Here is a 25,040-nt window from a genome sequence, read left to right as displayed (position 1 = left end):
GATGTACGCATTGACTGAGTCCGTCCACATCCCGGTGGTCGACCCCGCGCAGGCCGACGGGATCTTCTCCCTGATGTGGTTGGTCATCGGGCTGCCGCTCCTCGGCGCCGTGATCCTCCTGCTCGGCGGTCGCCGCACCGACCGCTGGGGACACCTGCTCGGCACCGCCACGGCGCTCGGCTCCTTCGTCGTCAGCCTCCTGATGTTCATCACGCTCCTCGGACGCGGCGAGGAGGAGCGACAGATCGGCCAGCACCTCTACGACTGGATCCAGGTCGGCGGCCTCGACGTCGGCATGGACCTGCTCTACGACCCGCTGTCAGCGCTGTTCCTGCTGCTGATCACGGGGGTCGGCACGCTGATCCACGTCTATTCCATCGGCTACATGGAGCACGACCCCCGCCGCCGCCGGTTCTTCGCCTACCTCAACCTCTTCGTCGCAGCGATGCTGATGCTGGTCCTCTCGGAGAACTATGTCGGCCTCTTCCTCGGCTGGGAGGGCGTGGGTCTCGCCTCCTACCTGCTGATCGGGTTCTGGCAGCACAAGCCCAGCGCGGCTGCTGCCGCCAAGAAGGCGTTCGTCATGAACCGGGTCGGCGACATGGGGTTGTCGTTGGCGATCTTCCTGATGTTCCTCACCTTCGGCACGACGAGCTTCTCGGGCATCAGCGCGGCCTCCTCCGGCGCGACCGAGAGCACCCTCAACGCCGTCGGACTCCTCCTCCTCCTCGGCGCCTGCGGCAAGTCCGCCCAGGTCCCGCTGCAGGCGTGGCTCCTCGACGCCATGGAGGGCCCGACCCCGGTCTCGGCGCTGATCCACGCAGCCACCATGGTCACCGCCGGTGTCTATCTCGTGGTGCGCTCCAACTTCATCTTCGAGCTTGCGCCTGTCGCCCAGACCACCGTCGTGGTCGTCGCGGTCGTGACGCTGCTCTGGGGTGCGGTGCTCGGCTGCGCCAAGGACGACATCAAGAAGGCGCTCGCCGGCTCCACGATGAGCCAGATCGGCTACATGATGCTGGGTGCGGGTCTGGGAGGCGTCGGCTACGCGTTCGCGATCTTCCACCTCCTCACGCACGGCTTCTTCAAGGCCAACATGTTCCTCGGCGCCGGATCGGTCATGCACGGCATGAACGACGACGTCGACATGCGTCGCTACGGCGCGGTGCGTCACGCGATGCCGGTGACGTTCCTGACCTTCGCCATGGGCTACCTCGCCATCATCGGGTTCCCCGGCTTCTCGGGCTTCTGGTCCAAGGACAAGCTCATCGAGACGGCCCTCGCCGAGAACGTCTTCGTCGGCCTCGCCGCCCTCGTGGGAGCCGGCGTCACGGGCTTCTACATGACCCGGCTGATGCTGATGACCTTCTTCACCGAGAAGCGCTGGAAGGCCGACGTGCACCCGCACGAGTCACCGTCCACCATGACGATCCCGCTGGTCGTGCTCGCCGCGCTCTCGGTCCTCGGCGGCGTCCTGCTGCTGGGTGACTGGATCGTGGAGTGGCTCGTCCCGGTCGTCGGTGAGGGCGAGCACCACGAGCCCCCGATCCCGGCGCTGGCGGTCACCGTCCTCGCGACCCTCACGGCCGCCATCGGTGTCGCCACCGCGTGGTTCCTCGTCGGCAAGCGCGAGATCGCGCTCACGCCGCCCCAGGACGTCTCCTTCGCCACCCGCGCTGCGCGCGCCGACCTCTACGGCGACGCCATCAACGAGGCTGTCGTCGTCAACCCCGGCCGACGTCTCGTGCGCGGCCTGCTCACCTTCGACCGATCCGGCGCCGATGGCGTCTTCACCGGCGGCGCCTCGGCGGTGTCGGGGATCGGTGGCCAGCTCCGGAAGATCCAGAACGGTTTCGTGCGCTCCTATGCCCTCTCTGTCCTCGCCGGCGTCCTGCTGGTCGTCCTCGCGCTGCTGGCGGTGAACCTGTCGTGAACGAGTTCCCCTGGCTCACCCTGCTGGTCGTCGCCCCGCTCGTCGGAGCCCTGGTCGTCGCCTTCGCGCCCGCCACGCTGACCAAGCAGCTCGCGATCGGCTTCGGCCTGCTCACGCTCGCACTCGGCGTCGCCATCGCCGTCCAGTACGACGTGGACGGCGGCATGCAGCTCCAGGAGCAGCACACCTGGATCGAGGCGTTCGGCGTCAACTACGCCCTCGGCGTCGACGGCCTCGGCCTGCTGATGATCCTGCTGACCGTGCTGCTGGTCCCTGTCGTCATGGTCGCCGGCTGGTTCGACGGCGACGACGGCGACACCAAGGCGTTCTTCGCCTGGGCGCTGGCGCTGGAGGCCATGTCCCTCGCGGTCTTCTGCGCCACGGACGTGTTCCTCTTCTACGTCGTCTTCGAGGTCACGCTGATCCCGGCCTACTTCCTCATCGGCGGCTTCGGTCGCGCGGGCCGGGCCGCGGCCGCGGTCAAGTTCCTCATGTTCCAGCTGGCCGGTGGGCTGATCCTGCTGGCCTCGGTCATCGGGCTCTACGTCGTCTCCGCCCAGCAGGGCGAGCCGTCCTACCTGCTCTCGGACCTCTCTCAGCTCGAGATGTCCCAGAACGCCGAGCGCTGGCTCTTCGCCGGCTTCTTCATCGCCTTCGCGATCAAGGCACCGCTCTTCCCGGTGCACACCTGGCTCGCGGACACCACCGAGAAGGCCACCCCGGGCACGAGCGTGCTGCTGGTCTGCATCCTCGACAAGATCGGCACCTTCGGGATGCTGCGCTTCTGCCTCGGGATGTTCCCCGAGGCCTCGCAGTGGGCCACACCGCTGGTCATGGTCCTGGCGCTCGTCTCGATCGTCTACGGCGCCCTGGTCGCGATCGGCCAGGACGACGTCCTGCGCCTTATCGGCCTCACCTCGCTGAGCCACTTCGGCTTCATCACCCTCGGCATCTTCGCGCTGAGCAGCCAGGGCGGCACCGGCTCGATCCTCTACATGGTCAACCACGGCCTCGGCACCGCCGCGCTCTTCCTGCTCGCGGGTTACGTGATCCGTCGCCGGGGCACGACGCTGATCAGCGAGATGGCGGGCATCGAGAAGGCCACCCCGATCCTCGCCGGTCTGTTCCTGGTCGCGGGTCTCGCGACCCTCGGACTGCCAGGCTTGAGCCCGTTCGTCTCCGAGTTCCTCGTGCTGCTCTCGGCCTTCGACTACCACTGGTACGTCGGCGCGATCGCCGTCACGGGCATCGTGCTGTCCGCCATCTACGTCCTCTGGATGTACCAGCGCGTGATGACCGGTCCGACGCCGACCGGCGTCGAGGGAACCCCCGACATCGGCAAGCGCGAGCTGGGCGCGATCGCTCCGCTGATGCTGGCGCTGGTGCTCTTCGGCTTCTACCCGATGCCGCTGCTCGACGTCGCCAACCCGACGATCGACTCGCTGATGGCCTACGTCGGCGTCAGCGACGCGCCGCCCGACGTACCTGCGGGCTCCGTCCCTGACCACGCTGCCACGGAAGGAGGCGAGGGCTGATGGACTTCGTCAAGCCCACCATCGAGTACGCCGAGCTCTGGCCGCTGCTCCTCGTCTTCGGCGTCGCGGCGGCGGGGGTCCTCGTCGAGGCCTTCCTGCCTCGTGAGCGTCGCCGCGTCGTCCAGGTCGTCCTCGCCCTCGGGGGTCTCGCGGCGGCGCTCGTCGGCACCGTCGTGGTCGGCACCGGCCTGACCTCCCTCGGCGACGGAGCCGCGCGCGGCCTCCTCGGGGTCGAGGGAACCCTGGTCATCGACGGTCCGACCGTCTACCTGTGGGGCCTGGTCCTCGTGTTCTCGATCGCCGGCGTCGCGCTCTTCGCCGAGCGTCGGCTCGAGGGAGGGGTCTCGGCGTTCGCCGGCCAGGCGGCTGCGCTGCCCGGCACCGAGGCAGAGCGTCAGGCCTCCACCCAGGGCCTGGACCACACCGAGGTCTACCCCCTGATGATGTTCGCGGTGGGCGGCATGATGCTGTTCCCGGCTTCCAACGACCTGCTGACGATGTTCGTCGCGCTCGAGGTGCTCTCGCTCCCGCTCTACCTGCTCTGCGGGCTGGCGCGTCGTCGTCGGCTGCTCAGCCAGGAGGCGGCGCTGAAGTACTTCCTGCTCGGCGCGTTCTCGTCCGGCTTCTTCCTCTACGGGGTCGCCCTGGTCTACGGCTTCGCCGGCTCGATGCAGTTCGGCGCGATCAACGAGGCGGTCCGCAACGACGCCGACAACGAGGCGCTGCTGCTCATCGGCATGGGCATGCTGGCCGTCGGCCTGTTCTTCAAGGTCGGTGCGGTGCCGTTCCAGTCGTGGGTGCCGGACGTCTACCAGGGCGCGCCCACCGCGGTCACCGCCTGGATGTCGGCCGCCACCAAGGTCGCTGCCTTCGGCGCCCTGCTGCGCCTCTTCTACGTCGCCTTCGGTTCCGACCGCTGGTCGTGGCAGCCGATGCTCTGGGTCGTCGCGATCCTGACGATGCTGATCGGCGCCGTTCTCGCGGTCGTCCAGACCGACGTCAAGCGGATGCTGGCCTACTCCTCGATCGCGCACACGGGCTTCGTGCTCACGGGGGTCCTCGGGCTGCAGGCGAGCAGCGACCTCGCCGTCGGACAGGTGACCTCGCTCGAGGCCGTGCTGTTCTACCTCACCACCTACGGCTTCGCGAGCGTCGGTGCCTTCGCGATCGTCACGATGGTCCGTGACTCCGGGGGCGAGTCCACCTCGTTCCCGCGCTGGGCGGGGCTGGGCCGTCGCTCGCCGCTGGTCGCCGCCGCCTTCGCGTTCTTCCTGCTCTCGATGGCCGGCATCCCGCTGACCGCCGGGTTCGTGGGCAAGTGGGCGGTCTTCACCGTGGCGATGTCGGCCGGCGCCTGGCCGGTCGTGCTGGTCGCCATCGCGTCGAGCATCATCGCGGTCTACTTCTACATCCGCCACATCCGACTGATGTTCTTCTCCGAGCCGGACGGCGAGGTGGCCTCGGTCACCACGCCGTCGCTGCTGACCTCGGTCACGGTGGGGGTGTGCGTGCTCGCGACCTTGTTCCTGGGCGTCCTGCCCGGCCCGGTGCTCGACCTCGTGACCCAGGCAGGACAATTCATCAGGTGAGGTCGATCCTGCCCAGTCCCGCAGAGCTGGCGCTGCCCATCACCGACGAGGGGTTGGCGGCCCGGCTGCGTGAGCGCATGACCGTCGTCGAGAGCGCCCTGTTCGAGCACTCCCAGAGCCGTGCGCCCTACGTCACCGAGGCCGCGCGCCACCTGCTGTCCGCGGGCGGCAAGCGGTTCCGGCCGCTCCTGGTCCTGCTCGCGGCGGAGGCAGGTGACCACCCGGAGAGCGACGAGGTGGTCACGGCGGCCTGCGTTGTGGAGATCACCCACGTCGGCTCGCTCTACCACGACGACGTCATGGACGAGGCCGACCTGCGCCGTGGTGCCGACTCGGCCAACTCCCGCTTCGACAACCTGGTCGCGATCCTCACCGGGGACTTCCTCTTCGCCAAGTCCTCCGAGCTGACGGCGCGCCTCGGGGCCGACGCGGTCCGCATCCAGGCCGAGACCTTCACGCGCCTGGTCGAGGGACAGATCCTCGAGACGGTCCCTCCGGCACCCGGCGACGACCCGCTTCAGCACTACCTGGACGTGGTGGCCGGCAAGACGGGCTCCCTGATCGCCACGTCGGCGCGCTACGGAGCCCGCTTCGGTGGTGCCAGCCGCGAGGTCGAGGACGCGTTGACCGCCTACGGCGAGATCGTCGGGTCGGCCTTCCAGCTCTCCGACGACATCCTCGACGTCGCCTCCGAGTCCGACGAGTCCGGCAAGACCCCGGGCACCGACCTGCGCGAGGGCGTGCCCACCCTGCCCAGCCTGATGGCCCGTGCGTCGACCGACCCGGCCGACGCGCGCCTGATCGAGCTGTTGGACGCCGACCTCACCGACGACGTCCTCCACGCGGAGGCGCTGGACCTCCTGCGCAGGCATCCTGCGATGGAGGAGGCTCGCGCCTACGTCGTGGCCCAGGCGGAGGAGGCCAAGAGCCACCTGGCGGTCCTGCCCGAGGGCTCGGTCCGCAGTGCCCTCGAGGCCTTCGCCGACATCGTGGCCGTGCGCTCCGCCTGAGGGTCCGCCACCTCAGGCGGCGGTCGCGCCGGCCACGCTGAGGACAAGCTGGCGACGACGGTGGCGCAGGGCGTCCCAGGTGAACATCGCCAAGGCGACCCACACCAGCGCGAAGCCGATCCACCGACCCGTCGGCATGTCCTCGCCGAAGTAGAAGACGCCGAAGCCGAACTGCAGCACCGGCGCGAGGTACTGCAGCAGCCCGATCGTCACCATCGGGATGCGGGTGGCCGCCGCGCCGAAGCAGATGAGCGGCACCGCGGTGACCAGGCCGGTCGTGACCAGGAGGGCCGCGTGGCCCGCTCCCTCGGTGCCGAAGCTGGAGGCGCCCGTGGCGACCAGCCATCCGACGTACGCGAGGGCGAACGGTGTGACCAGCATGGTCTCGAAGGCGAGACCCTCGACAGCGCCGACGTCGGCTGTCTTCTTGGCCAGGCCGTAGGTGCCGAACGAGAAGGCCAGGGCCAGGGCGAGCCAGGGCAACCGGCCGTAGTCGAGGGTCAGCACCACGACGGCGATCAGCCCGACGCCCATGGCCGCCCACTGGGGTCGTCGCAGCCGCTCGCCGAGGAGGACGACGCCCATGAGGACTGTGACCAACGGGTTGATGAAGTAGCCCAGGGAGGTCTCGACGACCCGGCCGTTGTTGACGCCCCAGATGTAGAGCGCCCAGTTGGACGTCACGGTCACGGCCGAGAGGGCGAGGAGCCCGAGCAGGCGCCGATTCGTCAGGAAGGCCCGCAGGTGCGTCGTACGCCGCAGCACGAGCACCAGCAAGCCCATGGTGATTGACGACCAGAGGACGCGATGGGCCAGGATCTCGGCGGCTCCGGCGGGCTCCAGGAGCGGCCAGTAGAGCGGGAAGAGTCCCCAGAGCAGGTAGGCCGAGGCGCCGAGCAGCAATCCCTTCCGCGACTCCGGCACCCGGCGAGCATAGGCTGCGGTCCATGGCGACTTGGCAGGCGATGACGGTGCTCGGCCTGGCGATGCTCCTCTCGATGGGACTATCGGGCCCCACGGGAGCAGCAGAGCCGCAGACCTTCACCGAGCAGGCCCGTCGGGTCGACGGGAGCAACTACCTCGTCGGGCGCGTGACCCCCGACGCCTCGGAGCGGCTGGTCCGCTACCAGCGCCGGCTCTGCGCGACCTGTGCCTGGAAGCCCTACGAGACCGTGCGCACCGACGCCGACGGCCGCTTCCGGATCCGCATCGCGTTCCCCCGCACGGTCAAGCCCACGTGGCGCTACCGGGGCTACGTCGCCGGCACGGCGACGCACGACCGGACCGAGGGACGCGTGTGGCTCGCGTGTGCCCGCGAGACATGTCGTCCCTAGCGGTTTAGCAGTGGGTCCGGGGGGATAGGTAATGAGCGTCGGTCCCCATCCCTAGGAGAATCCCCCATGCGGTCATCGTCCCGCCTCATCGCCTCGTTCCTTGCCATCTTCGCGCTCGGCGCCCTGTCCCTCGCGGGCACCGCCTCCGCCGACGTGTCCGAGAAGGCCCGCCAGCCGCACAAGATCATCAACCTGAAGGCCGGCGAGTACGGCAACACCGGCAAGTTCTTCGCCAAGGGTCAGGTCACGACCTACAAGAACAAGTTCGTCAAGCTCCAGAAGAAGAAGTGCGACAAGTGCTCCTACAAGCCGGTCTCGCAGAAGAAGACCACGGGCACCGGCAAGTTCCTCTTCAACTTCGATGGTCCGCGTGGCAGCTGCTTCCGCGTCCTCGTCCCCGGCACCTCGCAGTACAAGCCGGCCTACCGTCCCGTGGGTTGCATCGTCCCTGCCTGACCGACACCACCCCCTGACACCGCACGAGGGCCCTGCCGTCCGGCAGGGCCCTCGTACGTCGTCGTGCAGGTGGGTGCGAGCCTCAGACGATGGTCCAGGTGTCGCCGCCGTTGACGAGGGCGGTGAGGCGCTCGGTGGGGTCGCCGGGGGCGGCGTCCTTGGCGGAGCTGATCTGGGCACGGGTCTGGTCGTCGTAGGTCGGGCGCTCGACCTGGCGGAAGATCCCGATGGGTGACTGGTTGAGGTAGCCGGAGTCGGTGAGTCGGCTGATCGCGAACGCGGTGGAGGGGTCGGGGTTGTGGGCGTCGTGGACCAGCAGGGCGTCGGGGGCGACGTCGGCGGTCAGGACCACCTTGACGCCACCGGTCTCGTGGTCGCGGATCAGGCCCTTGGCGCCGTGGCCCTCGTCGTCGCGGGTGCCGAAGGTGATGGCCTTCCCGTGCTCGAGCGGGATGATCGCGTCGGCCTTGGTGTCGTTGTCCTTGATCGCGTCGAACGCGCCGTCGTTGAAGATCGGGCAGTTCTGGTAGATCTCGACGAACGAGGTGCCGCGGTGGGCGGCGGCGGCCGACAGCACGGCGGTGAGGTGCTTGCGGTCGGAGTCGATGGTGCGGGCCACGAAGGACCCTTCGGCGCCGAGGGCGAGCGAGACGGGGTTGAAGGGGTGGTCGACCGATCCCATGGGGGTCGACTTGGTGATCTTGCCTGCTTCGGAGGTGGGGGAGTACTGGCCCTTGGTGAGGCCGTAGATCCGGTTGTTGAACAGCAGGATCGTCATGTTGACGTTGCGGCGCAGCGCGTGGATGAGGTGGTTGCCGCCGATGGAGAGCGCGTCCCCGTCGCCGGTGACGACCCACACGGAGAGGTCTTCGCGAGCGGTGGCGATGCCGGTCGCGATCGAGGGCGCACGTCCGTGGATGGAGTGCATGCCGTAGGTGTCGAGGTAGTAGGGGAAGCGTGAGGAGCAGCCGATGCCGGAGACGAAGACGATGTTCTCGCGGCGCAGGCCGAGCTGGGGCAGGAAGCCCTGCACGGCCTTGAGGACGGCGTAGTCGCCGCAGCCGGGGCACCAGCGGACCTCCTGGTCGGAGGTGTACTCCTTGCCGGTCTGGGGGGTGTCGTTGGTGGGGACCAGGTCAACGCCGGAGCGCAGCCCCGGGAACGGCAGCTTCTCGGTCGTGCTCACGAGCTCGCCTCCTCGGCGATCGGGGTCAGGTCGACGGTGATGCCCTCGGCGTCGGCGACGAGCGCGCCGATGGCGTCGGCGAGGTCGGCGGCCTTGAGGGGCAGCCCGCGGACCATGTTGTAGCCGACGGCGTCGACGAGGTACTTGCCGCGCAGCAGCAGGGAGAGCTGGCCGAGGTTCATCTCGGGGACGAGGACCTTGTCGTAGCGGGCGAGGATCTCGCCGAGGTCCTTCGGGAACGGGTTGAGGTGGCGCAGGTGGACCTGGGCCACGTGGTAGCCGGCCTTGCGCACGCGGCGGCAGCCGGCACCGATCGGGCCGTAGGTCGAGCCCCAGCCGATGACGAGGACCTTGGCCTCACCGGTGGGGTCGTCGACCTGCAGCGGGGGCAGGGACTCAGCGATCCGGTCGACCTTGGCCTGGCGGGTGCGGACCATGAGGTCGTGGTTGGCCGGCTCGTAGGAGATGTTGCCGTGACCGTCGCCCTTCTCGAGGCCGCCGATGCGGTGCTCGAGACCGGGGGTGCCGGGGATCGCCCAGGGGCGCGCGAGGGTCTCCTCGTCGCGCAGGTAGGGCCAGAACTCCTCGGTCGTGGTGTCCTCGGCGCCGTCCTTGCCCTTCTTGGTCACCGTCTTGTTGCGCTCGGTGGCGAACTTCGGGTCGATGGTGGGGAGGTCCTCGATGTCGGGGATCCGCCAGGGCTCGGATCCGTTGGCGAGGTAGCCGTCGGAGAGGAGCATGACGGGGGTGCGGTAGGTGATCGCGATCCGCGCTGCCTCGACAGCGGCGTCGAAGCAGTCTCCCGGCGACTGCGGCGCGATGATCGGGACCGGGGCCTCGCCGTTGCGGCCGTACATGGCCTGGAGCAGGTCGGACTGCTCGGTCTTGGTGGGCAGCCCCGTCGAGGGACCACCGCGCTGGACGTTGATGACGAGCAGCGGCAGCTCGGTCATCACGGCCAGGCCGATGAACTCACCCTTGAGCGCGATGCCCGGCCCCGAGGTCGTGGTGATGCCGAGCTGGCCGGAGAAGGACGCGCCGATGGCGGCGCCGATCCCCGAGATCTCGTCCTCGGCCTGGAACGTCGTGACGCCGAAGGACTTGTGCTTGCTGAGCTCGTGGAGGATGTCGGAGGCCGGGGTGATCGGGTAGGACCCGAGGAACAACGGCAGCCCGGACTGCACGCCGGCGGCGACGAGGCCGTAGGACAGGGCGAGGTTGCCGGTGATGTTGCGGTAGGTGCCCGGCGCCATGGGGGCGGGCTTGATCTCGTACTGGACCACGAACGTCTCGGTGGTCTCCCCGAAGTTCCAGCCGGACTTGAACGCCGTGATGTTGGCGTCGCGGATGGCCGGGACCTTCGCGAACCGCTTGGACAAGAACGCGGTGGTGGACTCGGTGGGGCGCCCGTACATCCAGGACAGCAACCCGAGGGCGAACATGTTCTTCGCGCGGGCGGCGTCCTTGCGGGACAGGCCGAACTCCTTGACGGCCTCGACGGTCATGCCGGTGAGGTCGAGCGGGAACACCGAGAACTCACCCAACGCGTCGTTCGCGTCGCCGAGGAAGTCGAGCGGGTTGGTGTCGTAGCCGGCCTTGGTGAGGTTGCGGGCGGTGAAGTCGTGGGTGTCCACGATGATCTGCGCACCCTTGGGCAGGTCGCCCAAGTTGGCCCTCAACGCAGCCGGGTTCATCGCGACCAGCACGTCGGGGGCATCGCCCGCGGTGAGGATGTCGTGGTCGGCGAAGTGGACCTGGAACGACGAGACGCCCGGCAGCGTGCCCTGAGGGGCGCGGATCTCGGCGGGGAAGTTGGGCAGCGTCACCAGGTCGTTGCCGAACACCGCTGACTCCTGGGTGAACCGGTCACCCGTGAGCTGCATCCCGTCACCGGAGTCGCCCGCGAACCGGATGATCACCCGATCGAGCTGCTTGACCTGCTTGGACACCCTCGCCCACCTTCGTCACGTCGTTCGTTGCTGCCCCGGATCGTATCCGGAGGATCGCCAAAACTGGAACACGTTCCAGTTTGACCGGTAGTCCGGTCGCGACCTTCACGATAGTCCGCCCTCGTGGGCAGCGCGGGCCGTCTCCCCGTCTGGACCAGTGAGTCGCGACACGGCCCGGATATTCGCTTTTAAGCACTTAACCTGATTATTCTGCTCGACATTAGTGACAACGATGCCGGCAACCTCGTCCGGCAGCCAACGAAAGAGTGAAGTCATGAAGAAGACGATCAAGGCCGCGGTGGCTGCTTCTGTCACCGGGGTGCTGGCCTTGACCGGGTGCTCTGTTGCGGGTGGCAGCAGCGATTCCGGTGAGACGGTCACTGTCAATGCGTTCTCCGTGATGGAGGCGGCCAACGAGCCCGTCTTCGACGATTTCGAGGGCACCGCCGACGGTGCCGACGTGACGTTCCAGACGTCGTACGGCGCCTCGGGTGACCAGAGCCGCGCGGTCGTCGCCGGCGCGGACGCCGACGTCGTCCACTACAGCCTCGAGACTGATGTCACGCGCCTCGTGGGTGAGGGACTGGTCGCCGAGGACTGGAAGGACAACGCCACCAACGGCATCGCCACGTCCTCGGTCGTGGTGTTCGTGGTCCGCAAGGGAAACCCCGACGGCATCGAGACGTGGGACGACATCGTCGAGCCCGGCGTCGAGATCATCACGCCCAACCCCGGTTCGTCCGGCTCGGCCCGCTGGAACATTCTGGCGGCCTGGGCGCACATCACCGGCAACGGTGGCAGCGAGGAGGAGGCCCGTGCCTTCACCACCTCCCTGCTCAACAACACGATCGCCCTGCCCGGCAGCGGTCGCGAGGCGACCACCGCCTTCACCGACGGCTCCGGCGACGTCCTCCTCTCCTACGAGAACGAGGCGATCCTGGCCAAGCAGAACGGTGCCGACATCGACTACGTCGTCCCGCCGGACACGCTCCTCATCGAGAACCCGGCCACCGTCACGGTCGACGCGGACGAGACCGCGCAGGCGTTCCTCGAGTTCATGACCTCGCCCGAGGCCCAGGCCGACTACGCCCAGTCGGGCTTCCGTCCGGTCGTCGACGGCGTCGAGATCGAGGACGTCGAGGGCGCCAACGACCCGGCCGACCCGTTCCCGACCCCACAGACGCTGTTCACGATCGACGACACCTTCAACGGGTGGGGCGAGGCCGCGGACCTCTACTTCGGTGACGGCGAGGAGGACAACCCGCTCGGCATCATCACCGAGCTCCAGCAGACGACCGGTCAGGTCGGCGAGGAATGACCTCCGCCCTGATCGGTGCGAGTGCTGCAGCCGGGCCGGCGTCCCCCGAGGGACGCCGGCCGCGGCGTGTCCGCCGCACGACGCCACACAACACGCTGACCAGGGGCGCCGGCCTCGGGCTCGGCGTGGCCATGATCTGGTTCAGCCTGCTGGTCCTGATCCCGCTCACCGCCGTCATTGCCGCCGCCGGGCAGGGTGGCTGGTCGGGCTACTTCGACGTCCTGCGCAACGACCAGACGTGGGCCGCGGTCACGCTGACGGTCTCCCAGGCCCTGGTCGTGACCCTGGTCAACATCGTGATCGGCTCGATCATCGCCTGGGTGCTGGTGCGCGACGACTTCTGGGGGAAGCGGCTGCTCGACGTCATCATCGACGTGCCGTTCGCCCTGCCGACGATCGTGGCGGGACTGGTGCTGCTCTCGCTCTACGGGCCCAACAGCCCATTGGGGCTGCACTGGGCCTTCACGCCCAACGCCGTGACCCTGGCGCTGGCCTTCGTGACGTTGCCCTTCATCGTGCGCACGGTCCAGCCGGTCCTCGAGGAGCTGGAGGCCGACGTCGAGGAGGCCGCCGCCTCCCTGGGCGCGAGCCGCGCCACCATCGTGCGCCGGATCATCCTGCCGAGCCTGGCGCCGGCCATCGCGGCGGGTGCGGCGCTGTCCTTCGCGCGCGCGATCTCGGAGTATGGCTCGCTGGTGCTGCTGAGCGGCAACCGGCCCTTCCAGACCGAGGTCGTCTCGGTGCGGGTGCTGACCTTCATCGAGAACGGCAACAACCAGTCAGCCGCCGCGCTCGCCTCGATCATGCTCGCGGTCGCGCTGGTCGTGATCGTCGCGCTCGACGTCGTCCAGCGGAGGGTGGCCCGCCGTGGTTGACGTCTCCACCCCCACCAAGTGGCTGCTGCGGCTGGTGGCCGTCGGCTACGTCTTCTTCCTCGTGGCCTGGCCGGTCGGCCTGGTCGTGCAGCAGACCTTCAGCAACGGCCTCACCAACCTGACCGATGCCCTGAGTGACGAGCAGGTCATCGGGGCCCTCCAGCTGACGCTCATGGTCGCCCTGTGGGCCGTGGTCATCAACCTGGTCTTCGGTGTGGGGATCTCGCTGTTGCTGGTGCGCTTCGAGTTCCCTGGCAAGAGGGTGCTCTCGGCGCTCATCGACCTCCCCCTCTCGGTGTCGCCGGTCGTGGTCGGCCTTGCGCTGCTCCTGGTCTACAACGGGCGCGACGGCTGGATCGGGCCCGCTGCTGAGAGTCGTGGCCTCCAGATCATCTTCGACTCGCCCGGCATGATCATGGCGACCTGCTTCGTGGCCCTGCCGCTGATCATCCGCGAGGTCGTCCCCGTCCTCCACGAGATCGGTGACGACCAGGAGCAGGCGGCACGCAGCCTCGGCGCCAGCACCCGGCAGACCTTCTGGCGGATCACCCTGCCCAGCATCAAGTGGGCGGTCGTCTACGGCGTCGTGCTGAGCCTGGCGCGCAGCCTCGGCGAGTTCGGCGCCGTGAAGATCGTCTCCGGCAACATCACCGGGCAGACCCAGACCGCGACGCTCGTGGTCGAGGCGAAATACCAGAACTTCCAGCAGGAGACGGCCTACGCGACGTCGTTCCTGCTGATCGTGGTGAGCATCGCCGCGTTGGTCGTCGTCGCCTTCCTGCGCCCCAAGCGCGCTCACTGACCCTCTCCCACCACGAACCGACCACCAAGGAACCCCTCATGAGCATCGATGTCTCAGGTGTCACCAAGAAGTTCGGCGACTTCGTCGCCCTCGACGACGTGTCCGTCTCCCTGCCCACCGGCCAGCTGACGGCCCTGCTCGGCCCGTCGGGGGGTGGCAAGTCGACCCTCCTGCGGATCATCGCCGGCCTCGACCGCGCCGACACCGGCACGGTCAGCATCGAGGGCACCGACGCCACCCGGCTGCCGGCCCAGAAACGCAACGTCGGCTTCGTCTTCCAGCACTACGCGGTCTTCAAGCACATGACCGTGGCCAAGAACGTCGCCTTCGGCCTCGAGATCCGCAAGCGGCCCAAGGCCGAGATCGAGCACCGGGTCGATGAGCTGCTCAAGCTCGTCCATCTCTCGCAGTTCTCCCACCGGCTGCCCTCGCAGCTCTCCGGCGGCCAGCGCCAGCGCATGGCCCTCGCGCGGGCGCTGGCCGTCGAGCCGAAGGTGCTCCTGCTCGACGAGCCCTTCGGCGCTCTCGACGCCAAGGTGCGCAAGGAGCTGCGTGACTGGTTGCGGCGCCTGCATGACGAGGTGCACGTGACCACGGTGTTCGTCACCCACGACCAGGAGGAGGCCCTCGAGGTCGCCGACGAGATCGTGGTGATCAACGAGGGCCGCGTCGAACAGATCGGCAGCCCCGACCAGCTCTACGATGAGCCGGCCAACGACTTCGTCATGGGCTTCCTCGGCGAGGTCACCCAGCTCGGCGACATCCGCCTGCGCCCCCACGACATCGAGGTGTCGGCCACGCCGGGCAGCGCCGGCGCGCTCTCCGGGCGGATCACGCGCTTGCTGCGCGTCGGCTTCGAGGTGCGCCTCACGGTGAGCACTGCGGGCGGTGAGGTGACCGTCGTACTCACGAGGACGCACGCGCGCCAGCTCGGTCTGGTCGAGGGCTCCCACGTCTGGCTCACGGCCGCATCGGGCGCCACCACGGTGCCGGCGATGGTGGCCGTCTGAGTCGTAGGAGTGCTCGGGCTCTGGCTGTCGTGTCGCGGGCGTACGACGGCGGCGGCCGTAGCCGCGGCCACCTCAGCGGTAGTTGGTGAACTGGACCGCGAAGTCCCAGTCCTCGCCGCGCACCAGCGCCTGGACGGCCTGGAGGTCGTCGCGCTTCTTGGAGGAGACGCGCAGCTCGTCGCCCTGGATCTGCGCCTTGACGCCCTTGGGACCCTCGTCACGGATCAGCTTGGAGATCTTCTTGGCGTCCTCGGTGGTGATGCCCTCCTTGAGGGTGATGCCGATCTTGGAGACCGTGCCCGACTGGCGTGGCTCGGAGGGATCGATCACCTTCAGGCTGACATCACGCTTGATCAGCTTGCCCTGGAAGACGTCGAGGACGGCCGAGGCGCGGTCGTCGGCCGAGGCGGTGATCTCGATCGCCTCGTCGCCCTGCCACTCGATCGTCGCTCCGGTGCCCTTGAAGTCGAACCGGGTCGCGATCTCCCGCGCCGTCTGGCCCAGCGCGTTGTCGACCTCCTGGCGGTCGTACTTGCTCACGATGTCGAAGGACGAGTCGCCCATCTGAGATCACCTGCTCCTAAGTCTGTGCGCTTTTTCGCGAGCGGATGTCGCTGCGCTATTGTTTCGCCTCGTTGCCGCCCGACCAAACACCGGGCGCGCGACGACCCCGGCAGGTTGCCCGAGCGGCCAATGGGAACGGACTGTAAATCCGTCGGCTTATGCCTACGCAGGTTCGAATCCTGCACCTGCCACTGACGCCCCAGCATCGCGATCCGATGCGGGGGCGTCTGTCGTGAGGGACGAAGCCGGCTTTGGGTTCAGTGTGATCTACATCAAATCCGGGCCGGGCGCGACACCGAATAGGGAGTGGCGGCCACCGGTGGTCGCCTGCTCCCTCTCCCGGAAGGCTCTCCCATGCGACTCCCATCTCCCTCGATGTTCGTGTCGATCGCGGCACTCGTCGTGGCCGCCAGCGGCACCTCCTACGCCGTCGCCACGATCGGCTCCGCCGACATCCGCAACGGCTCGATCCTGCCGGTGGACATCAAGGACAACCGGCTCAAGACCAACGACATCATGGACGGCGGACTCCTGGCCCGCGACTTCCGCGAGGGCCAGTTGCCCCAGGGTGCGCAGGGTGTTCCCGGCGTTCAGGGCCCCGCGGGTGCCGATGGTGCAGGTCGTTGGCTCCTCGTCGACCGCAACGGTGCGATCGTGGCCCAGTCGGGGGGCTTCGAGATCCACACCGCCTACGACATCGTCAACAACTCCGGTGCTCCGGTCCCGGCCGGTGCGCTGGGCAATGTCTACATCGAGTCCAACGAGGACCTCAGCAACAACGGGATCGTCGTCTCGATAGCACTGCAGAACCAGTTCGAGCAGAACAACAACGCCAACGTGAACGGCCGCGCGCTTGGTCCTGACGCCAACCCGGAGTTCTCCGGTGAGATCACCGGCAGCCAGTGCGCCGTCGCGGGTGCGGTCGCGTGTGCCCCTGCCGGGGCCAACATGCCTGAATACCTTGTGGTGAGCCCCCGCATGAGTGACGGCAGCGTGACCCAGACGGGCGCGATCCCGGCGGACCCGGCCAACCCCAACACGCACAAGCGCTTCTACGTCATCATCACCGGCGACTCGAGCGACTTCGTGGCTCCCACGAACTGAGACATCCAGCGTCCTCACGACGCCCCGGACCGCTCGCGGTCCGGGGCCGTCTGCTGTTCCAGGACGCCGGTGAGTCTCAGGCGTGCGGCTTGTGGCTCTCGCCGTCGATGTTGAACGGCGAGTTCTTGCGCGACAGGAGCTCGCGGCGCTCCTCGGGGCTCAGCGCCTCGACCTGGGCGATCACGTCCGAGGGGTAGCCCTGGATCTCGGGCGCCTGCGCGAGCGGCACGATCGTGTGCACGACCCGATCGGCGTAGAGGTGCATCATCGTGAACGCCTGGTGCCCGTCGACGCCCGACACGAAGCGCTGCACCGGTGCCGGGTCGGAGGTGTAGCAGGAGGCCGACGCCACGCTGACCGGGACGCCGGCGAACTGCGAGTAGGTCGAGAAGTGGAAGTGACCACCGACGATCGAGCGGACGTCGGTGCCGCGGACGACCTCGGCGAGACGGTCCTGCTCCACCAGCTCGATGATCTCGGCGGCGCGCAGCATCGGCAGCGGGATCGGCGGGTGGTGCATGGCGAGCACGGTGCCGTGCTCGGCCGGGGTGGCCAGGACGTCGCGCAGCCAGGCGAGCTGGCTGTCCTCGAGCTCGCCGTGGTGGTAGCCGGGCACGCTGGTGTCGAGCGCGACGACGCGGAGCCCCGCGACGTCGTAGACCCGGTCCTGCGGGGCGTCGGAAGCCTGGCCGAACAGCCCCTCGGCGTACTCCGCTCGCTCGTCGTGGTTGCCCATCACCCAGACCACCTGCGCGCCCATGGCCGCAGCGGCCGGCTCCACGAGCTCGCGCAACCGGGCGTACGCCGCCGGCTCGGCCTTGTCGGCCAGGTCTCCGGTGAAGACCAGCACCTGCGGCGGCGGGTCGACGTGGGTGAGCCGATCGAGGGCCAGCACGAGCCCAGCCTCGGGGTCCACGACGCCGTACTGGAGCACACCACCGGCCAGGAGGTGAGGGTCGCTGAGGTGAGCGATGACGTGGGTCGGTGGCGCGTGCTGTCCGAGCTGGAGGTGCATCCGGTCAGGGTAGGGCCGCGGCGACGCGCGTCAGGTGCGTTCGAGGTAGAACACCGGGATCAGTCGCGTCGTGCGCTCCTCGTACTTGGCGAAGTTGGGCCACGTGGCCAGCATGACCTGCCAGACCCTGGCCCGCTCCTCGCCCTCGACCTCGCGCGCAGTGACCTCCTGCTCGCGGCCGGTGTAGCGGATCGTCGCGGTCGCGGTGGCCCGCAGGTTGTTGACCCACAACGGCATGTCCGGCCCGCCGAAGTAGGAGCCGGCGATCAGCCAGCCGCCGGCGTGGGGGACGCACAGCAGTGGCGTCGTGCGGGGGATGCCGCTCTTGCGGCCGGCCACGGTGAGCATCAGGTTGGGCAGACCAGCGATGTCGAGGATCGTCACCCGACCCTGGGTCGCGCGCTGCAGCGTCTTGTCGGTCCAGACGACCTGGGGGAGCAGCTTCGGCATCCAAGTGAGGGCGCCGATGCGCACGGCGAGCGGAGTGAGGAGACCCATGGGGAAAATGTAGGGCAGCCGCGGCGTCGCCGATGGTTCGTCTGCGGTTCAGGAGCACGCCGCCGTCTCCTCGCCGACGGTCCCTAGCGTGCATCCGTGCTGTCCCGTGGCTTCGTCGGTTCCCTCCTGGTGCTCCTGGGCGGCCTGGTGGTGTCGACGCTGCCCCGGTCCTCCCCGGTGATGGACTGGGACCTCCTCGGCGCGCTCCGCGGTGAGGAGGCCGGTCGGATGGCCGGCCTCACGCTCGTGCTGCTCGGCCTCGGCCTCCTCGCGGGCCAGTGGCTCTCGCTGTGCCGCCACGTCGCCCTCGCGCGCGGCCACGACCGCGACGACGCGCTCGCGCTGGTGCGACATGCCACGGTGGTCTGGGCAGCGCCGCTGGTGCTCGCGCCTCCGCTGTTCTCGCGTGACGGCTGGTCCTACGCCGCCCAGGGGATGCTCGCCCACGTCGGCCTCTCGCCCTACGAGCACGGGCCGTCGGTGCTGCGGGGCCCCGTCGTCGAGGCGGTCGACCCGCGCTGGCTGGACACGATCGCGCCCTACGGGCCGGTCCCGCTCGCGCTGGGGGGCCTGGCGGCCGGCGAGACCGGCAACCCGTGGGTCCTCGTCGTCGGACACCGCGTCGTCGCCCTGCTCGGCCTCGCGCTCCTCGCCTGGGCGGTGCCGCGGCTGGCGCAGTGGCGTGGGGTCGACCCGGCCCTCGCGTCGGCCGTCGTGCTCGCCTCACCCCTGATGCTCGCCCACGGTGTGGGGGGCCTGCACAACGACCTGCTGATGGTGGGCCTGATGGCCGCCGCGCTCGTCCTCGCCGTCGAGCACACCTGGTGGCTCGGCGTCCTCGTCGGCGGTCTGGCGGCCGCGGTCAAGGTGCCGGGTGGGCTGGTCTGCGTCGCGATCGTCCTGGTCTCGCTCCCGGTGGGCACCCCCCTCGCTGCACGCGTACGACGCCTGGCCGGCGCGGCCGCGCTCGCGCTCGGCATGGTGGCCGGCCTCGGCGTGCTGACCGGCCTGGGCGTCGGTTGGGTCCACGGCCTGACCGTCCCCGGGACGGTCAACACCCCGCTCTCGGTGACGACCCTCCTCGGTGGCGCGATCGACTGGACTGCCGCGGTGATCGGGCTGGACCTGGGACCTGCGACGTTCCTGGGGCTGGTGCGGGGGCTCGGCTCGCTGATCACCGTGGGGGTGATCCTCCACGTCGCCCTGCGCGGCCGCACGGGCTCGCGACCCGAGGCGCTGCACGGACTGGCCGTGATGGTCGGCGCGACGGTGCTGCTCGGCCCGGTCGTCCACCTCTGGTACCTGTTGTGGGTGGTTCCGTTCCTGGCGGTGCTGCGCCTCTCGCGGCTCGGCATGGTCGGGCTCCTGGCCACCGCGACCGTCGCGGGCCTGGTGGCGCCCCTGGACTCCTCGCTGCACGGCGCCTACCTGGCCATCGTCCTGGGCAGCATGCTCGTGGCCTGCCTGCTGCCGGTCCTGCTGCTCACCTCGCGGGCCCGGGACCGGCTCGAGCGGATCGTCGGGGCGGTCTGGCCACCTGCCGCGCCGACGCCGACGCCGACGCCGGCCCCGACGCCGGCCCCGGCCCGAGGCTCAGGCAGGAAGCCCCAACGCCTGGTCGGTGAGGTCGGCGTGCACGCCGAGCATCCGCTCCACCGAGCGTGACCACGGGAACTGTTCGGCCCGGTGCCGCGCGGCCGCTCGCCGTTGACGCTCGGGGCGGTCGACGATGCGGAGGACGGCGTCGGCCAGTGCGCCGGGGTCCGGGGTGCCCCAGGCGCCGGACTGGCGGTCCACGAGCTCGCGGGCACCGCCCCGGTCGGCGGTGACGACGGGCGTCCCGCTGGCCAGCGCCTCGAGCACCGCGAGGCCGAACGTCTCGCCGGGACAGACCGACAGCGCGACGTCGGCGGAGGCGATCGCCCGGCTCAGCTCGGCGCGGCCCTCGACATAGCCGCGGAAGTGCACCGGAGCACTGCCGGCGAGGACGCGCAGCTCGTCGAGGTGCGGTCCGTCGCCGAAGACGTCGAGCCGCACCGCCAGCCCGCGCCGGTGCAGCTCCACCGCGGTGGCCACCGCCAGGTGCGGTGACTTCTCCCGGGAGAGACGCCCGACGTGGGCCAGTCGCAGCACGTCACCGCGTGCGGGTCCCTCGTGCGGCCGGAACGTCGCCAGGTCGACGCCGAGCGGGACACGTCGGATGGGGCAGCCCGCGGCGTCGGCGACGACGCGGAACTCGCCCTCGGCGTAGCGCGACGTGACGACGACGGCGTCGAAGGAGCGGACCAGCACCCGGTTGAGCAGCTTGATCGACGCCTTGGCGCTGACGTCCAGGCCGGTGCGCAGAGCCAGCATGTCGTCGAGGCGCTCGTGCGAGATCAGGACACTGCCCACGTCGCGGCGGCGGGCCCAGCGGGCGACCGGGAGCAGGGTGAGCTTGTCGCTGAGCTCGACCGAGGTCGGCCGCCAGCGCTCGAGCACGTCGATCACGCGCCACGGCTCGACGATCAGGCGGTAGCCGCTGCCCACGCGCGGCGCCCGCACCTGGACGACGTCGCCGTGCTCGGTGCTGGTCACGGCGTCGACGGGACCGGGGATGACCAGGAGCCGTTCCGCCCCGGCGGCGACGTAGCCGCGGCCGAGGGCGTCGACGGCGTGCTTCATGCCGCCGGAGGCGGGACCGATGAAGTTGGCGAGCTGGGCGATGCGCACTTCCCGACCCTGCCGCGCGCCGGTGAACGCGCCGTGAGCCTGGCACGACCTCCGGCCGAACGGGTGCCGATCAGGTCACCCGCCTGCGGGCTCGATCCGACCGACGACCTCACCCAGGGTGATCCGGCCCCCGGAGGTGCCGGGGGCGGAGTAGCGCAGGACCACCTCGTCGCCGTCCTCGAGGAAGGTGCGGCCTCCCGCGAAGGGCTCCGTGCCGCCCCAGGAGAGCTCGAGGAGGGAGCCGCGCTGCTCCGGCTCGGGCCCGCTGATGGTCCCCGAGGCGAAGAGGTCACCCGTGCGCAGCGAGGCGCCGTTGGAGGTCAGGTGCGCCAGCATCTGCGCCGGCGACCAGTACATCGAGGAGTACGGCGGGCGGCTGACGACCTCGCCGTCCAGCAGCACCTCCACGTCGATGTCGAGGCCGCGGGCCCGGTCGGGCGCGAGGTGGTCGAGCGGTCGTGGTTCCTGGCCCGGCAGGTCGGTCCACGCGGCCTCGAGCGCCGCCAGCGGCGTCACCCAGTGCGAGATCGAGGTGGCGAACGACTTGCCGAGGAACGGCCCGAGCGGGACGTACTCCCAGGCCTGGATGTCGCGGGCCGACCAGTCGTTGAGCCCCACCACGCCGAAGACGTGTCGCGCGAAGTCGTCGTGCGCCACGGTGCTGCCGAGTGCGGAGCCCACCCCCACCACGAACCCCAGCTCCGCCTCGAGGTCGAGGCGTCGGCTCGGCCCGAACGTCGCGTCGCCGAGCTGGCCGCTGGGCCGCACCACCGACGTCCCGCTGGGCACGACCGTCCCGGCCCGCCCGTGGTAGCCCACCGGCAGGTGTCGCCAGTTGGGCAGCAGCGGCTCCTGGCCGGGGCGGAAGATCGCTCCGACGTTGGTGGCGTGGTGCAGCGAGGCGTAGAAGTCGACGTAGTCGGCCACCTCGAACGGCAGGTGCAGGCGCACCGCGCCGACGGCGTACGACGGGGGGTCGGCGCTCTGCGCCAGCGCGGTGACCTCGGCGCGGGTCGCGGCCCAGGCAGGCGGACCGAGCGCCATGAAGGCGTTGAGCGACGGCTCGGCGAAGCACGGCCGGCCGGTCGCGGCGTGCAGGTCGATCACGCGGTCGCCGAGGCGGACCCCGACCCGCGGGGAGTCGTTGTCGACGGAGAAGATCCCGTAGGGAAGGTGGTCGAGGCCGAAGCCGCTGGACGCGCTCACGGGACCAGCCCCAGGGTGCGGAGCTCGGCGAGGGTCGCGACGACGTCCTGCGCTCCGATCGACGTCACCCAGCGTCGTACGCCGGTCAGGTTGGCGGCGGCCAGGGCAGCACCGTCGCGCGACCCCAGCGTCGCGACGACCTCGTCGCGGGACGCCCCGTCGAAGGCGAGGCGAGTGGCCACCAGCAGGGGGAGCGGGCCGGGGCCGCCCCCGCTGCAGCGGAACGGGGTCTCCCGGTCGAGGGCCGCGTCGGTCCAGGCGGCCAGGAGTGCGGGGGAGGCGCCGTCGGGGCGCAGCGTCAGCCGCAGCTCGGCGGCGGCGACCTCGTCGGCCGCGGCCAGCCACCCGTGGGTCGGCTCGTCGGCGGGCAGCTCGACGTGGACCGGCACGTCCTCGCCCAGCACGCCCTCGGCGCGCGCCACGTCGACGGCTGCCACGACGCGGCGGGCATTGCCGGCGAGGTCGTCGGGGTCGCGCAGGGCGACCTCGAGCCCGACCACCGTCAGTCCCAGCCGGGACGCCAGCCCGGCCGGCCCCGCGACCTGTCCGGCGCCGCCGGTCACGACGAGGTGCAGCGGTGCTGTCGACCCGCGCAGGAGCGGCAGGTCGGTGTCGCGGACGACCAGGGCCCGCAGCGAGGGATGGGGTGGTGCCGTCGCGCCCGGCAGGGCCAGGGGCGCCTCGTCGTCGAGGAGGGCGGACCAGACGGGTTCCGGGTGCGAGGCCACGGGGCTACTCTAACGAGACGTCAGATAACGGACGCTGGCGTCCGATAAACGATCATGAAGCCGAGCAGCCCGGAGGATCGATGGCCCACTACCGCCACGTCGGCGAGGTGCCGCCGAAGCGGCACACGCAGTTCCGTGACCCCGACGGCAACCTCTACTACGAGGAGCTGATGGGGGAGGAGGGCTTCTCCTCGGACTCCTCCCTGCTCTACCACCGCGGTGTCCCCTCGGCGATCGTCGCCTGCGAGGTCTGGGAGCTGCGCGACCAGACCCGCACGCCCAACCACCCCCTCAAGCCGCGCCACCTCAGGCTGCACGACCTCGAGACCGACACCTGCCCCGTCACCGGCCGACGGCTGGTGCTCGGCAACAACGACGTGCGCATCGGCTACGTGGTCACGGGCACCGGACCCTCGCCGCTCTACCGCAACGCGATCGGCGACGAGTGCGTCTACGTCGAGTCCGGCACCGGCACCGTCGAGACGGTGTTCGGGGTGCTCGCCTTCCGCGCCGGCGACTACGTCGTCATCCCGCGAGCGACGACGCATCGCTGGGTCCCGGCCGAGCCGAGCCGGCTCTACGCGATCGAGGCCAACAGCCACGTCGGCCCACCCAAGCGCTACCTCTCCAAGCACGGGCAGCTGCTCGAGCACGCGCCCTACTGCGAGCGCGACCTGCACGGCCCGACCGACGTCCACCTGGCCGAGGGCACCGACACCACCGACACCACCGACGTGGAGGTGCTGGTCAAGCACCGCACGAGCGCCGGCGTCGTCGGCACCCGGATGACCTACGCGACGCACCCGTTCGACGTGGTCGGGTGGGACGGCTGCCTCTACCCCTACACGTTCAACATCGACGACTACATGCCGATCACCGGCAAGATCCACCAGCCCCCGCCGGTCCACCAGGTCTTCGAGGGGTGGAACTTCGTGATCTGCAACTTCCTGCCCCGCAAGGTCGACTACCACCCGCTGGCGGTCCCGGTGCCCTACTACCACTCCAACGTCGACTCCGACGAGGTGATGTTCTACGTCGGCGGCGACTACGAGGCGCGCAAGGGATCGGGCATCGGCATCGGCTCGATCTCGCTGCACCCGGGCGGGCACGCGCACGGGCCGCAGCCATCAGCCATCGAGGCCTCGCTCGGAGCGGAGTACTTCGAGGAGTCGGCCGTCATGGTCGACACCTTCGCGCCCCTCGACCTCGGCGAGGCGGGGCTCGCGGCGGAGGACCCGGCGTACGCCTGGAGCTGGGCGGGCCGGGTCCTCTCCTGAGACAGGTGACAGCGATCAGGGAGCGACCGGCTGACCCGTGAGGTGCTTGTAGGTGTAGGCCGTGCCGATCAGGGAGACCGGGATGGCGACGATCAGGCCGACGCCGCACAGGATCGCGCCGACCAGGATGATCACGTAGCTGACGATCGACCAGACGAGGGCGCTGCCGAGGTTGTCCTTGACGAAGGTGACGCTCGCCTTGATGGCGTCCATCGGCTCCATGTCCTTGTCCAGCAGGAAGTACAAGGCGTACTGCAGGAAGAACGCCGCGACGATGCCCGGCAGGATGCACAGCAGGAAGCCGACGAAGATGATCACGCTGGAGATCACGCTGGTGATGATGACCGGCCCGATCCTGTCGGTCTTGAACACCTCGGACATGGTGAACGGGCGTCCCTCGGTGATGCTGAGGGCGCCACGGATGATGCCGGCGCCGATGATCTGGTAGACCACGAAGAAGAGCAGTGAGCTGATGGCGGTGGCCACGAGGGAGATGACGAAGCCGCTTCCGACGTCGCACTGGAAGAACCCGTTGGAGTCGGTGTAGCACTCGGGGTCCTGGACCAGGACGTTGCGGATGACGGCACCGATGATCTGGAAGATCACGATCCCGCCGAAGACCACCAGGCCGGCGATGATGATCTGGCCGACATTGGCCTGGAACTTGGCCCAGCCGTAGCTGATCGCGGAGCCCACGTCCCAGCCCGACGCGCCCTGGGGCGGCGCGCCGTAGCCACCCGGAGGGGGTGCGCCGTAGCCACCCGGAGGGGGCGGAGGGGCGGCGCCGTAGCCGCCGGCGGGGGGCGGCGGGGGCGGCGGGGGAGTGCCGTCGCCGCCCAAGGGCGGCTGCTCGGGCGGGATACCGCCCGGAGGTCCGTAGTTCGACATGGGGACTCCTTCGTTGCGCCGCCGGGCCGGGATGGCGCGGGCTCGGCTCGA

The 25,040-nt window shown here is 69.8% G+C and carries 23 protein-coding genes and 1 tRNA gene; 14 read left to right on the top strand and 10 right to left on the bottom strand.

Translation table 11 applies throughout. From position 1 onward, the window contains the following. Nucleotide 1 precedes the first annotated feature (1 nt). The 4 genes from nuoL to BM204_RS11550 are packed head-to-tail and all read left to right on the top strand — an operon-like array spanning nucleotide 2 to nucleotide 6,067. Nucleotides 2-1,933 carry an NADH-quinone oxidoreductase subunit L gene (gene nuoL / locus BM204_RS11565; RefSeq protein WP_091113377.1) on the top strand — a complete coding sequence of 644 codons (1,932 nt, stop codon included), beginning with the start codon at nucleotides 2-4 and terminating at the stop codon, nucleotides 1,931-1,933. Next, nucleotides 1,930-3,468, top strand: a complete 1,539-nt coding sequence (locus BM204_RS11560; protein WP_091113374.1) for an NADH-quinone oxidoreductase subunit M — start codon at nucleotides 1,930-1,932, stop codon at nucleotides 3,466-3,468. The genes nuoL and BM204_RS11560 overlap by 4 nt, the downstream gene beginning before the upstream one ends. Beyond that, a complete protein-coding gene (gene nuoN, locus BM204_RS11555) occupies nucleotides 3,468-5,057 on the top strand; it encodes an NADH-quinone oxidoreductase subunit NuoN (RefSeq protein WP_091113372.1) in 1,590 nt (529 codons plus the stop codon). Before BM204_RS11560 ends, nuoN begins: the two co-directional genes overlap by 1 nt. Continuing rightward, nucleotides 5,054-6,067 (top strand): polyprenyl synthetase family protein, encoded by a 1,014-nt coding sequence (locus BM204_RS11550; RefSeq protein WP_371863260.1) that lies wholly within the window; start codon nucleotides 5,054-5,056, stop codon nucleotides 6,065-6,067. Before nuoN ends, BM204_RS11550 begins: the two co-directional genes overlap by 4 nt. 12 nt (nucleotides 6,068-6,079) lie before the next feature. Here BM204_RS11550 and rarD read toward each other — a convergent pair whose 3' ends face one another. Further along, nucleotides 6,080-6,991 (bottom strand): EamA family transporter RarD, encoded by a 912-nt coding sequence (gene rarD / locus BM204_RS11545; RefSeq protein WP_218031243.1) that lies wholly within the window; start codon nucleotides 6,989-6,991, stop codon nucleotides 6,080-6,082. Between the two features lie 23 nt (nucleotides 6,992-7,014). Between rarD and BM204_RS11540 the strand changes: the two genes are divergently transcribed. Both BM204_RS11540 and BM204_RS11535 read left to right on the top strand, forming a co-directional pair. After that, on the top strand, nucleotides 7,015-7,401 hold the full coding sequence (locus BM204_RS11540) for a hypothetical protein (protein WP_143099733.1): 387 nt from the start codon (nucleotides 7,015-7,017) through the stop codon (nucleotides 7,399-7,401). A 66-nt stretch (nucleotides 7,402-7,467) separates the two neighbouring features. Beyond that, the gene (locus BM204_RS11535; RefSeq protein ID WP_091113367.1) at nucleotides 7,468-7,857 is read left to right on the top strand and encodes a hypothetical protein; all 390 of its coding nucleotides are present in this window, start codon (nucleotides 7,468-7,470) and stop codon (nucleotides 7,855-7,857) included. An 82-nt stretch (nucleotides 7,858-7,939) separates the two neighbouring features. Here the strand turns inward: BM204_RS11535 and BM204_RS11530 are convergent, their stop codons facing one another. Further along, on the bottom strand, nucleotides 7,940-9,043 hold the full coding sequence (locus BM204_RS11530) for a 2-oxoacid:ferredoxin oxidoreductase subunit beta (protein WP_371863261.1): 1,104 nt from the start codon (nucleotides 9,041-9,043) through the stop codon (nucleotides 7,940-7,942). Beyond that, entirely contained in the window at nucleotides 9,040-10,992 is a 1,953-nt protein-coding gene (locus BM204_RS11525) for a 2-oxoacid:acceptor oxidoreductase subunit alpha (RefSeq protein WP_091113364.1), read from the bottom strand. The genes BM204_RS11530 and BM204_RS11525 overlap by 4 nt, the downstream gene beginning before the upstream one ends. A 274-nt stretch (nucleotides 10,993-11,266) precedes the next feature. Between BM204_RS11525 and BM204_RS11520 the strand changes: the two genes are divergently transcribed. Genes BM204_RS11520 through BM204_RS11505 form a run of 4 tightly spaced genes read left to right on the top strand, consistent with a single transcriptional unit; the run spans nucleotide 11,267 to nucleotide 14,997 of the window. After that, on the top strand, nucleotides 11,267-12,310 hold the full coding sequence (locus BM204_RS11520; protein WP_091113361.1) for a sulfate ABC transporter substrate-binding protein: 1,044 nt from the start codon (nucleotides 11,267-11,269) through the stop codon (nucleotides 12,308-12,310). Further along, a complete protein-coding gene (gene cysT / locus BM204_RS11515; RefSeq protein WP_091113360.1) occupies nucleotides 12,307-13,185 on the top strand; it encodes a sulfate ABC transporter permease subunit CysT in 879 nt (292 codons plus the stop codon). The genes BM204_RS11520 and cysT overlap by 4 nt, the downstream gene beginning before the upstream one ends. Beyond that, nucleotides 13,178-13,987: a sulfate ABC transporter permease gene (locus BM204_RS11510; protein WP_091113357.1), complete on the top strand. Its 810-nt coding sequence runs from the start codon at nucleotides 13,178-13,180 to the stop codon at nucleotides 13,985-13,987. The genes cysT and BM204_RS11510 overlap by 8 nt, the downstream gene beginning before the upstream one ends. A gap of 38 nt (nucleotides 13,988-14,025) precedes the next feature. Then, nucleotides 14,026-14,997 carry a sulfate/molybdate ABC transporter ATP-binding protein gene (locus tag BM204_RS11505; protein ID WP_091113356.1) on the top strand — a complete coding sequence of 324 codons (972 nt, stop codon included), beginning with the start codon at nucleotides 14,026-14,028 and terminating at the stop codon, nucleotides 14,995-14,997. A gap of 72 nt (nucleotides 14,998-15,069) precedes the next feature. On the opposite strand, the gene BM204_RS11500 is transcribed toward BM204_RS11505, so the two are convergent. After that, complete coding sequence (locus BM204_RS11500) at nucleotides 15,070-15,561, bottom strand: YajQ family cyclic di-GMP-binding protein (protein ID WP_091113353.1); 492 nt, start codon at nucleotides 15,559-15,561, stop codon at nucleotides 15,070-15,072. A 108-nt stretch (nucleotides 15,562-15,669) separates the two neighbouring features. Here BM204_RS11500 and BM204_RS11495 point away from each other — a divergent pair. Further along, nucleotides 15,670-15,752: transfer RNA gene (locus BM204_RS11495), tRNA-Tyr, on the top strand. Nucleotides 15,753-15,915: 163 nt separating this feature from the next. Beyond that, the gene (locus BM204_RS11490) at nucleotides 15,916-16,665 is read left to right on the top strand and encodes a hypothetical protein (protein WP_143099732.1); all 750 of its coding nucleotides are present in this window, start codon (nucleotides 15,916-15,918) and stop codon (nucleotides 16,663-16,665) included. Between the two features lie 76 nt (nucleotides 16,666-16,741). Here BM204_RS11490 and BM204_RS11485 read toward each other — a convergent pair whose 3' ends face one another. Both BM204_RS11485 and BM204_RS11480 read right to left on the bottom strand, forming a co-directional pair. Continuing rightward, complete coding sequence (locus tag BM204_RS11485; RefSeq protein ID WP_091113349.1) at nucleotides 16,742-17,680, bottom strand: metallophosphoesterase; 939 nt, start codon at nucleotides 17,678-17,680, stop codon at nucleotides 16,742-16,744. A gap of 30 nt (nucleotides 17,681-17,710) precedes the next feature. Continuing rightward, complete coding sequence (locus BM204_RS11480) at nucleotides 17,711-18,178, bottom strand: nitroreductase family deazaflavin-dependent oxidoreductase (RefSeq protein WP_091113347.1); 468 nt, start codon at nucleotides 18,176-18,178, stop codon at nucleotides 17,711-17,713. Between the two features lie 96 nt (nucleotides 18,179-18,274). Here BM204_RS11480 and mptB point away from each other — a divergent pair, with 96 nt between their 5' ends. After that, nucleotides 18,275-19,843, top strand: a complete 1,569-nt coding sequence (mptB, locus tag BM204_RS11475) for a polyprenol phosphomannose-dependent alpha 1,6 mannosyltransferase MptB (protein ID WP_091113345.1) — start codon at nucleotides 18,275-18,277, stop codon at nucleotides 19,841-19,843. Here mptB and BM204_RS11470 read toward each other — a convergent pair. The 3 genes from BM204_RS11470 to BM204_RS11460 all read right to left on the bottom strand — a co-directional run bounded on the left by BM204_RS11470 (nucleotide 19,772) and on the right by BM204_RS11460 (nucleotide 22,824). Beyond that, nucleotides 19,772-20,842 carry a glycosyltransferase gene (locus BM204_RS11470; RefSeq protein ID WP_091113582.1) on the bottom strand — a complete coding sequence of 357 codons (1,071 nt, stop codon included), beginning with the start codon at nucleotides 20,840-20,842 and terminating at the stop codon, nucleotides 19,772-19,774. The genes mptB and BM204_RS11470 overlap by 72 nt on opposite strands. A 123-nt stretch (nucleotides 20,843-20,965) precedes the next feature. Beyond that, entirely contained in the window at nucleotides 20,966-22,096 is a 1,131-nt protein-coding gene (gene fahA, locus BM204_RS11465) for a fumarylacetoacetase (protein ID WP_091113343.1), read from the bottom strand. Further along, nucleotides 22,093-22,824 carry a hypothetical protein gene (locus tag BM204_RS11460; protein ID WP_091113340.1) on the bottom strand — a complete coding sequence of 244 codons (732 nt, stop codon included), beginning with the start codon at nucleotides 22,822-22,824 and terminating at the stop codon, nucleotides 22,093-22,095. Before BM204_RS11460 ends, fahA begins: the two co-directional genes overlap by 4 nt. 80 nt (nucleotides 22,825-22,904) lie before the next feature. Between BM204_RS11460 and BM204_RS11455 the strand changes: the two genes are divergently transcribed. Further along, nucleotides 22,905-24,101, top strand: a complete 1,197-nt coding sequence (locus BM204_RS11455; protein ID WP_091113338.1) for a homogentisate 1,2-dioxygenase — start codon at nucleotides 22,905-22,907, stop codon at nucleotides 24,099-24,101. Nucleotides 24,102-24,116: 15 nt separating this feature from the next. Here BM204_RS11455 and BM204_RS22665 read toward each other — a convergent pair whose 3' ends face one another. Then, nucleotides 24,117-24,989 (bottom strand): DUF7847 domain-containing protein, encoded by an 873-nt coding sequence (locus BM204_RS22665; RefSeq protein WP_170259173.1) that lies wholly within the window; start codon nucleotides 24,987-24,989, stop codon nucleotides 24,117-24,119. Nucleotides 24,990-25,040: the final 51 nt, after the last annotated feature.

Origin of the sequence: Nocardioides psychrotolerans (assembly GCF_900113685.1) — a bacterium.
GTDB classification, from domain to species: domain Bacteria; phylum Actinomycetota; class Actinomycetes; order Propionibacteriales; family Nocardioidaceae; genus Nocardioides; species Nocardioides psychrotolerans.
This window is presented reverse-complemented; position numbering and strand designations above follow the sequence as displayed.

Coding starts and splice junctions, on each gene's coding strand:
- BM204_RS11505 (WP_091113356.1), top strand. CDS start 14,026: ATGAGCATCGATGTCTCAGGTGTCACCAAGAAGTTCGGCGACTTCGTC.
- BM204_RS11490 (WP_143099732.1), top strand. CDS start 15,916: ATGCGACTCCCATCTCCCTCGATGTTCGTGTCGATCGCGGCACTCGTC.
- BM204_RS22665 (WP_170259173.1), bottom strand. CDS start 24,989: ATGTCGAACTACGGACCTCCGGGCGGTATCCCGCCCGAGCAGCCGCCC.
- cysT (WP_091113360.1), top strand. CDS start 12,307: ATGACCTCCGCCCTGATCGGTGCGAGTGCTGCAGCCGGGCCGGCGTCC.
- nuoL (WP_091113377.1), top strand. CDS start 2: ATGTACGCATTGACTGAGTCCGTCCACATCCCGGTGGTCGACCCCGCG.
- BM204_RS11485 (WP_091113349.1), bottom strand. CDS start 17,680: ATGCACCTCCAGCTCGGACAGCACGCGCCACCGACCCACGTCATCGCT.
- BM204_RS11535 (WP_091113367.1), top strand. CDS start 7,468: ATGCGGTCATCGTCCCGCCTCATCGCCTCGTTCCTTGCCATCTTCGCG.
- BM204_RS11480 (WP_091113347.1), bottom strand. CDS start 18,178: ATGGGTCTCCTCACTCCGCTCGCCGTGCGCATCGGCGCCCTCACTTGG.
- nuoN (WP_091113372.1), top strand. CDS start 3,468: ATGGACTTCGTCAAGCCCACCATCGAGTACGCCGAGCTCTGGCCGCTG.
- BM204_RS11470 (WP_091113582.1), bottom strand. CDS start 20,842: ATGAAGCACGCCGTCGACGCCCTCGGCCGCGGCTACGTCGCCGCCGGG.
- BM204_RS11500 (WP_091113353.1), bottom strand. CDS start 15,561: ATGGGCGACTCGTCCTTCGACATCGTGAGCAAGTACGACCGCCAGGAG.
- BM204_RS11540 (WP_143099733.1), top strand. CDS start 7,015: ATGGCGACTTGGCAGGCGATGACGGTGCTCGGCCTGGCGATGCTCCTC.
- BM204_RS11455 (WP_091113338.1), top strand. CDS start 22,905: ATGGCCCACTACCGCCACGTCGGCGAGGTGCCGCCGAAGCGGCACACG.
- BM204_RS11520 (WP_091113361.1), top strand. CDS start 11,267: ATGAAGAAGACGATCAAGGCCGCGGTGGCTGCTTCTGTCACCGGGGTG.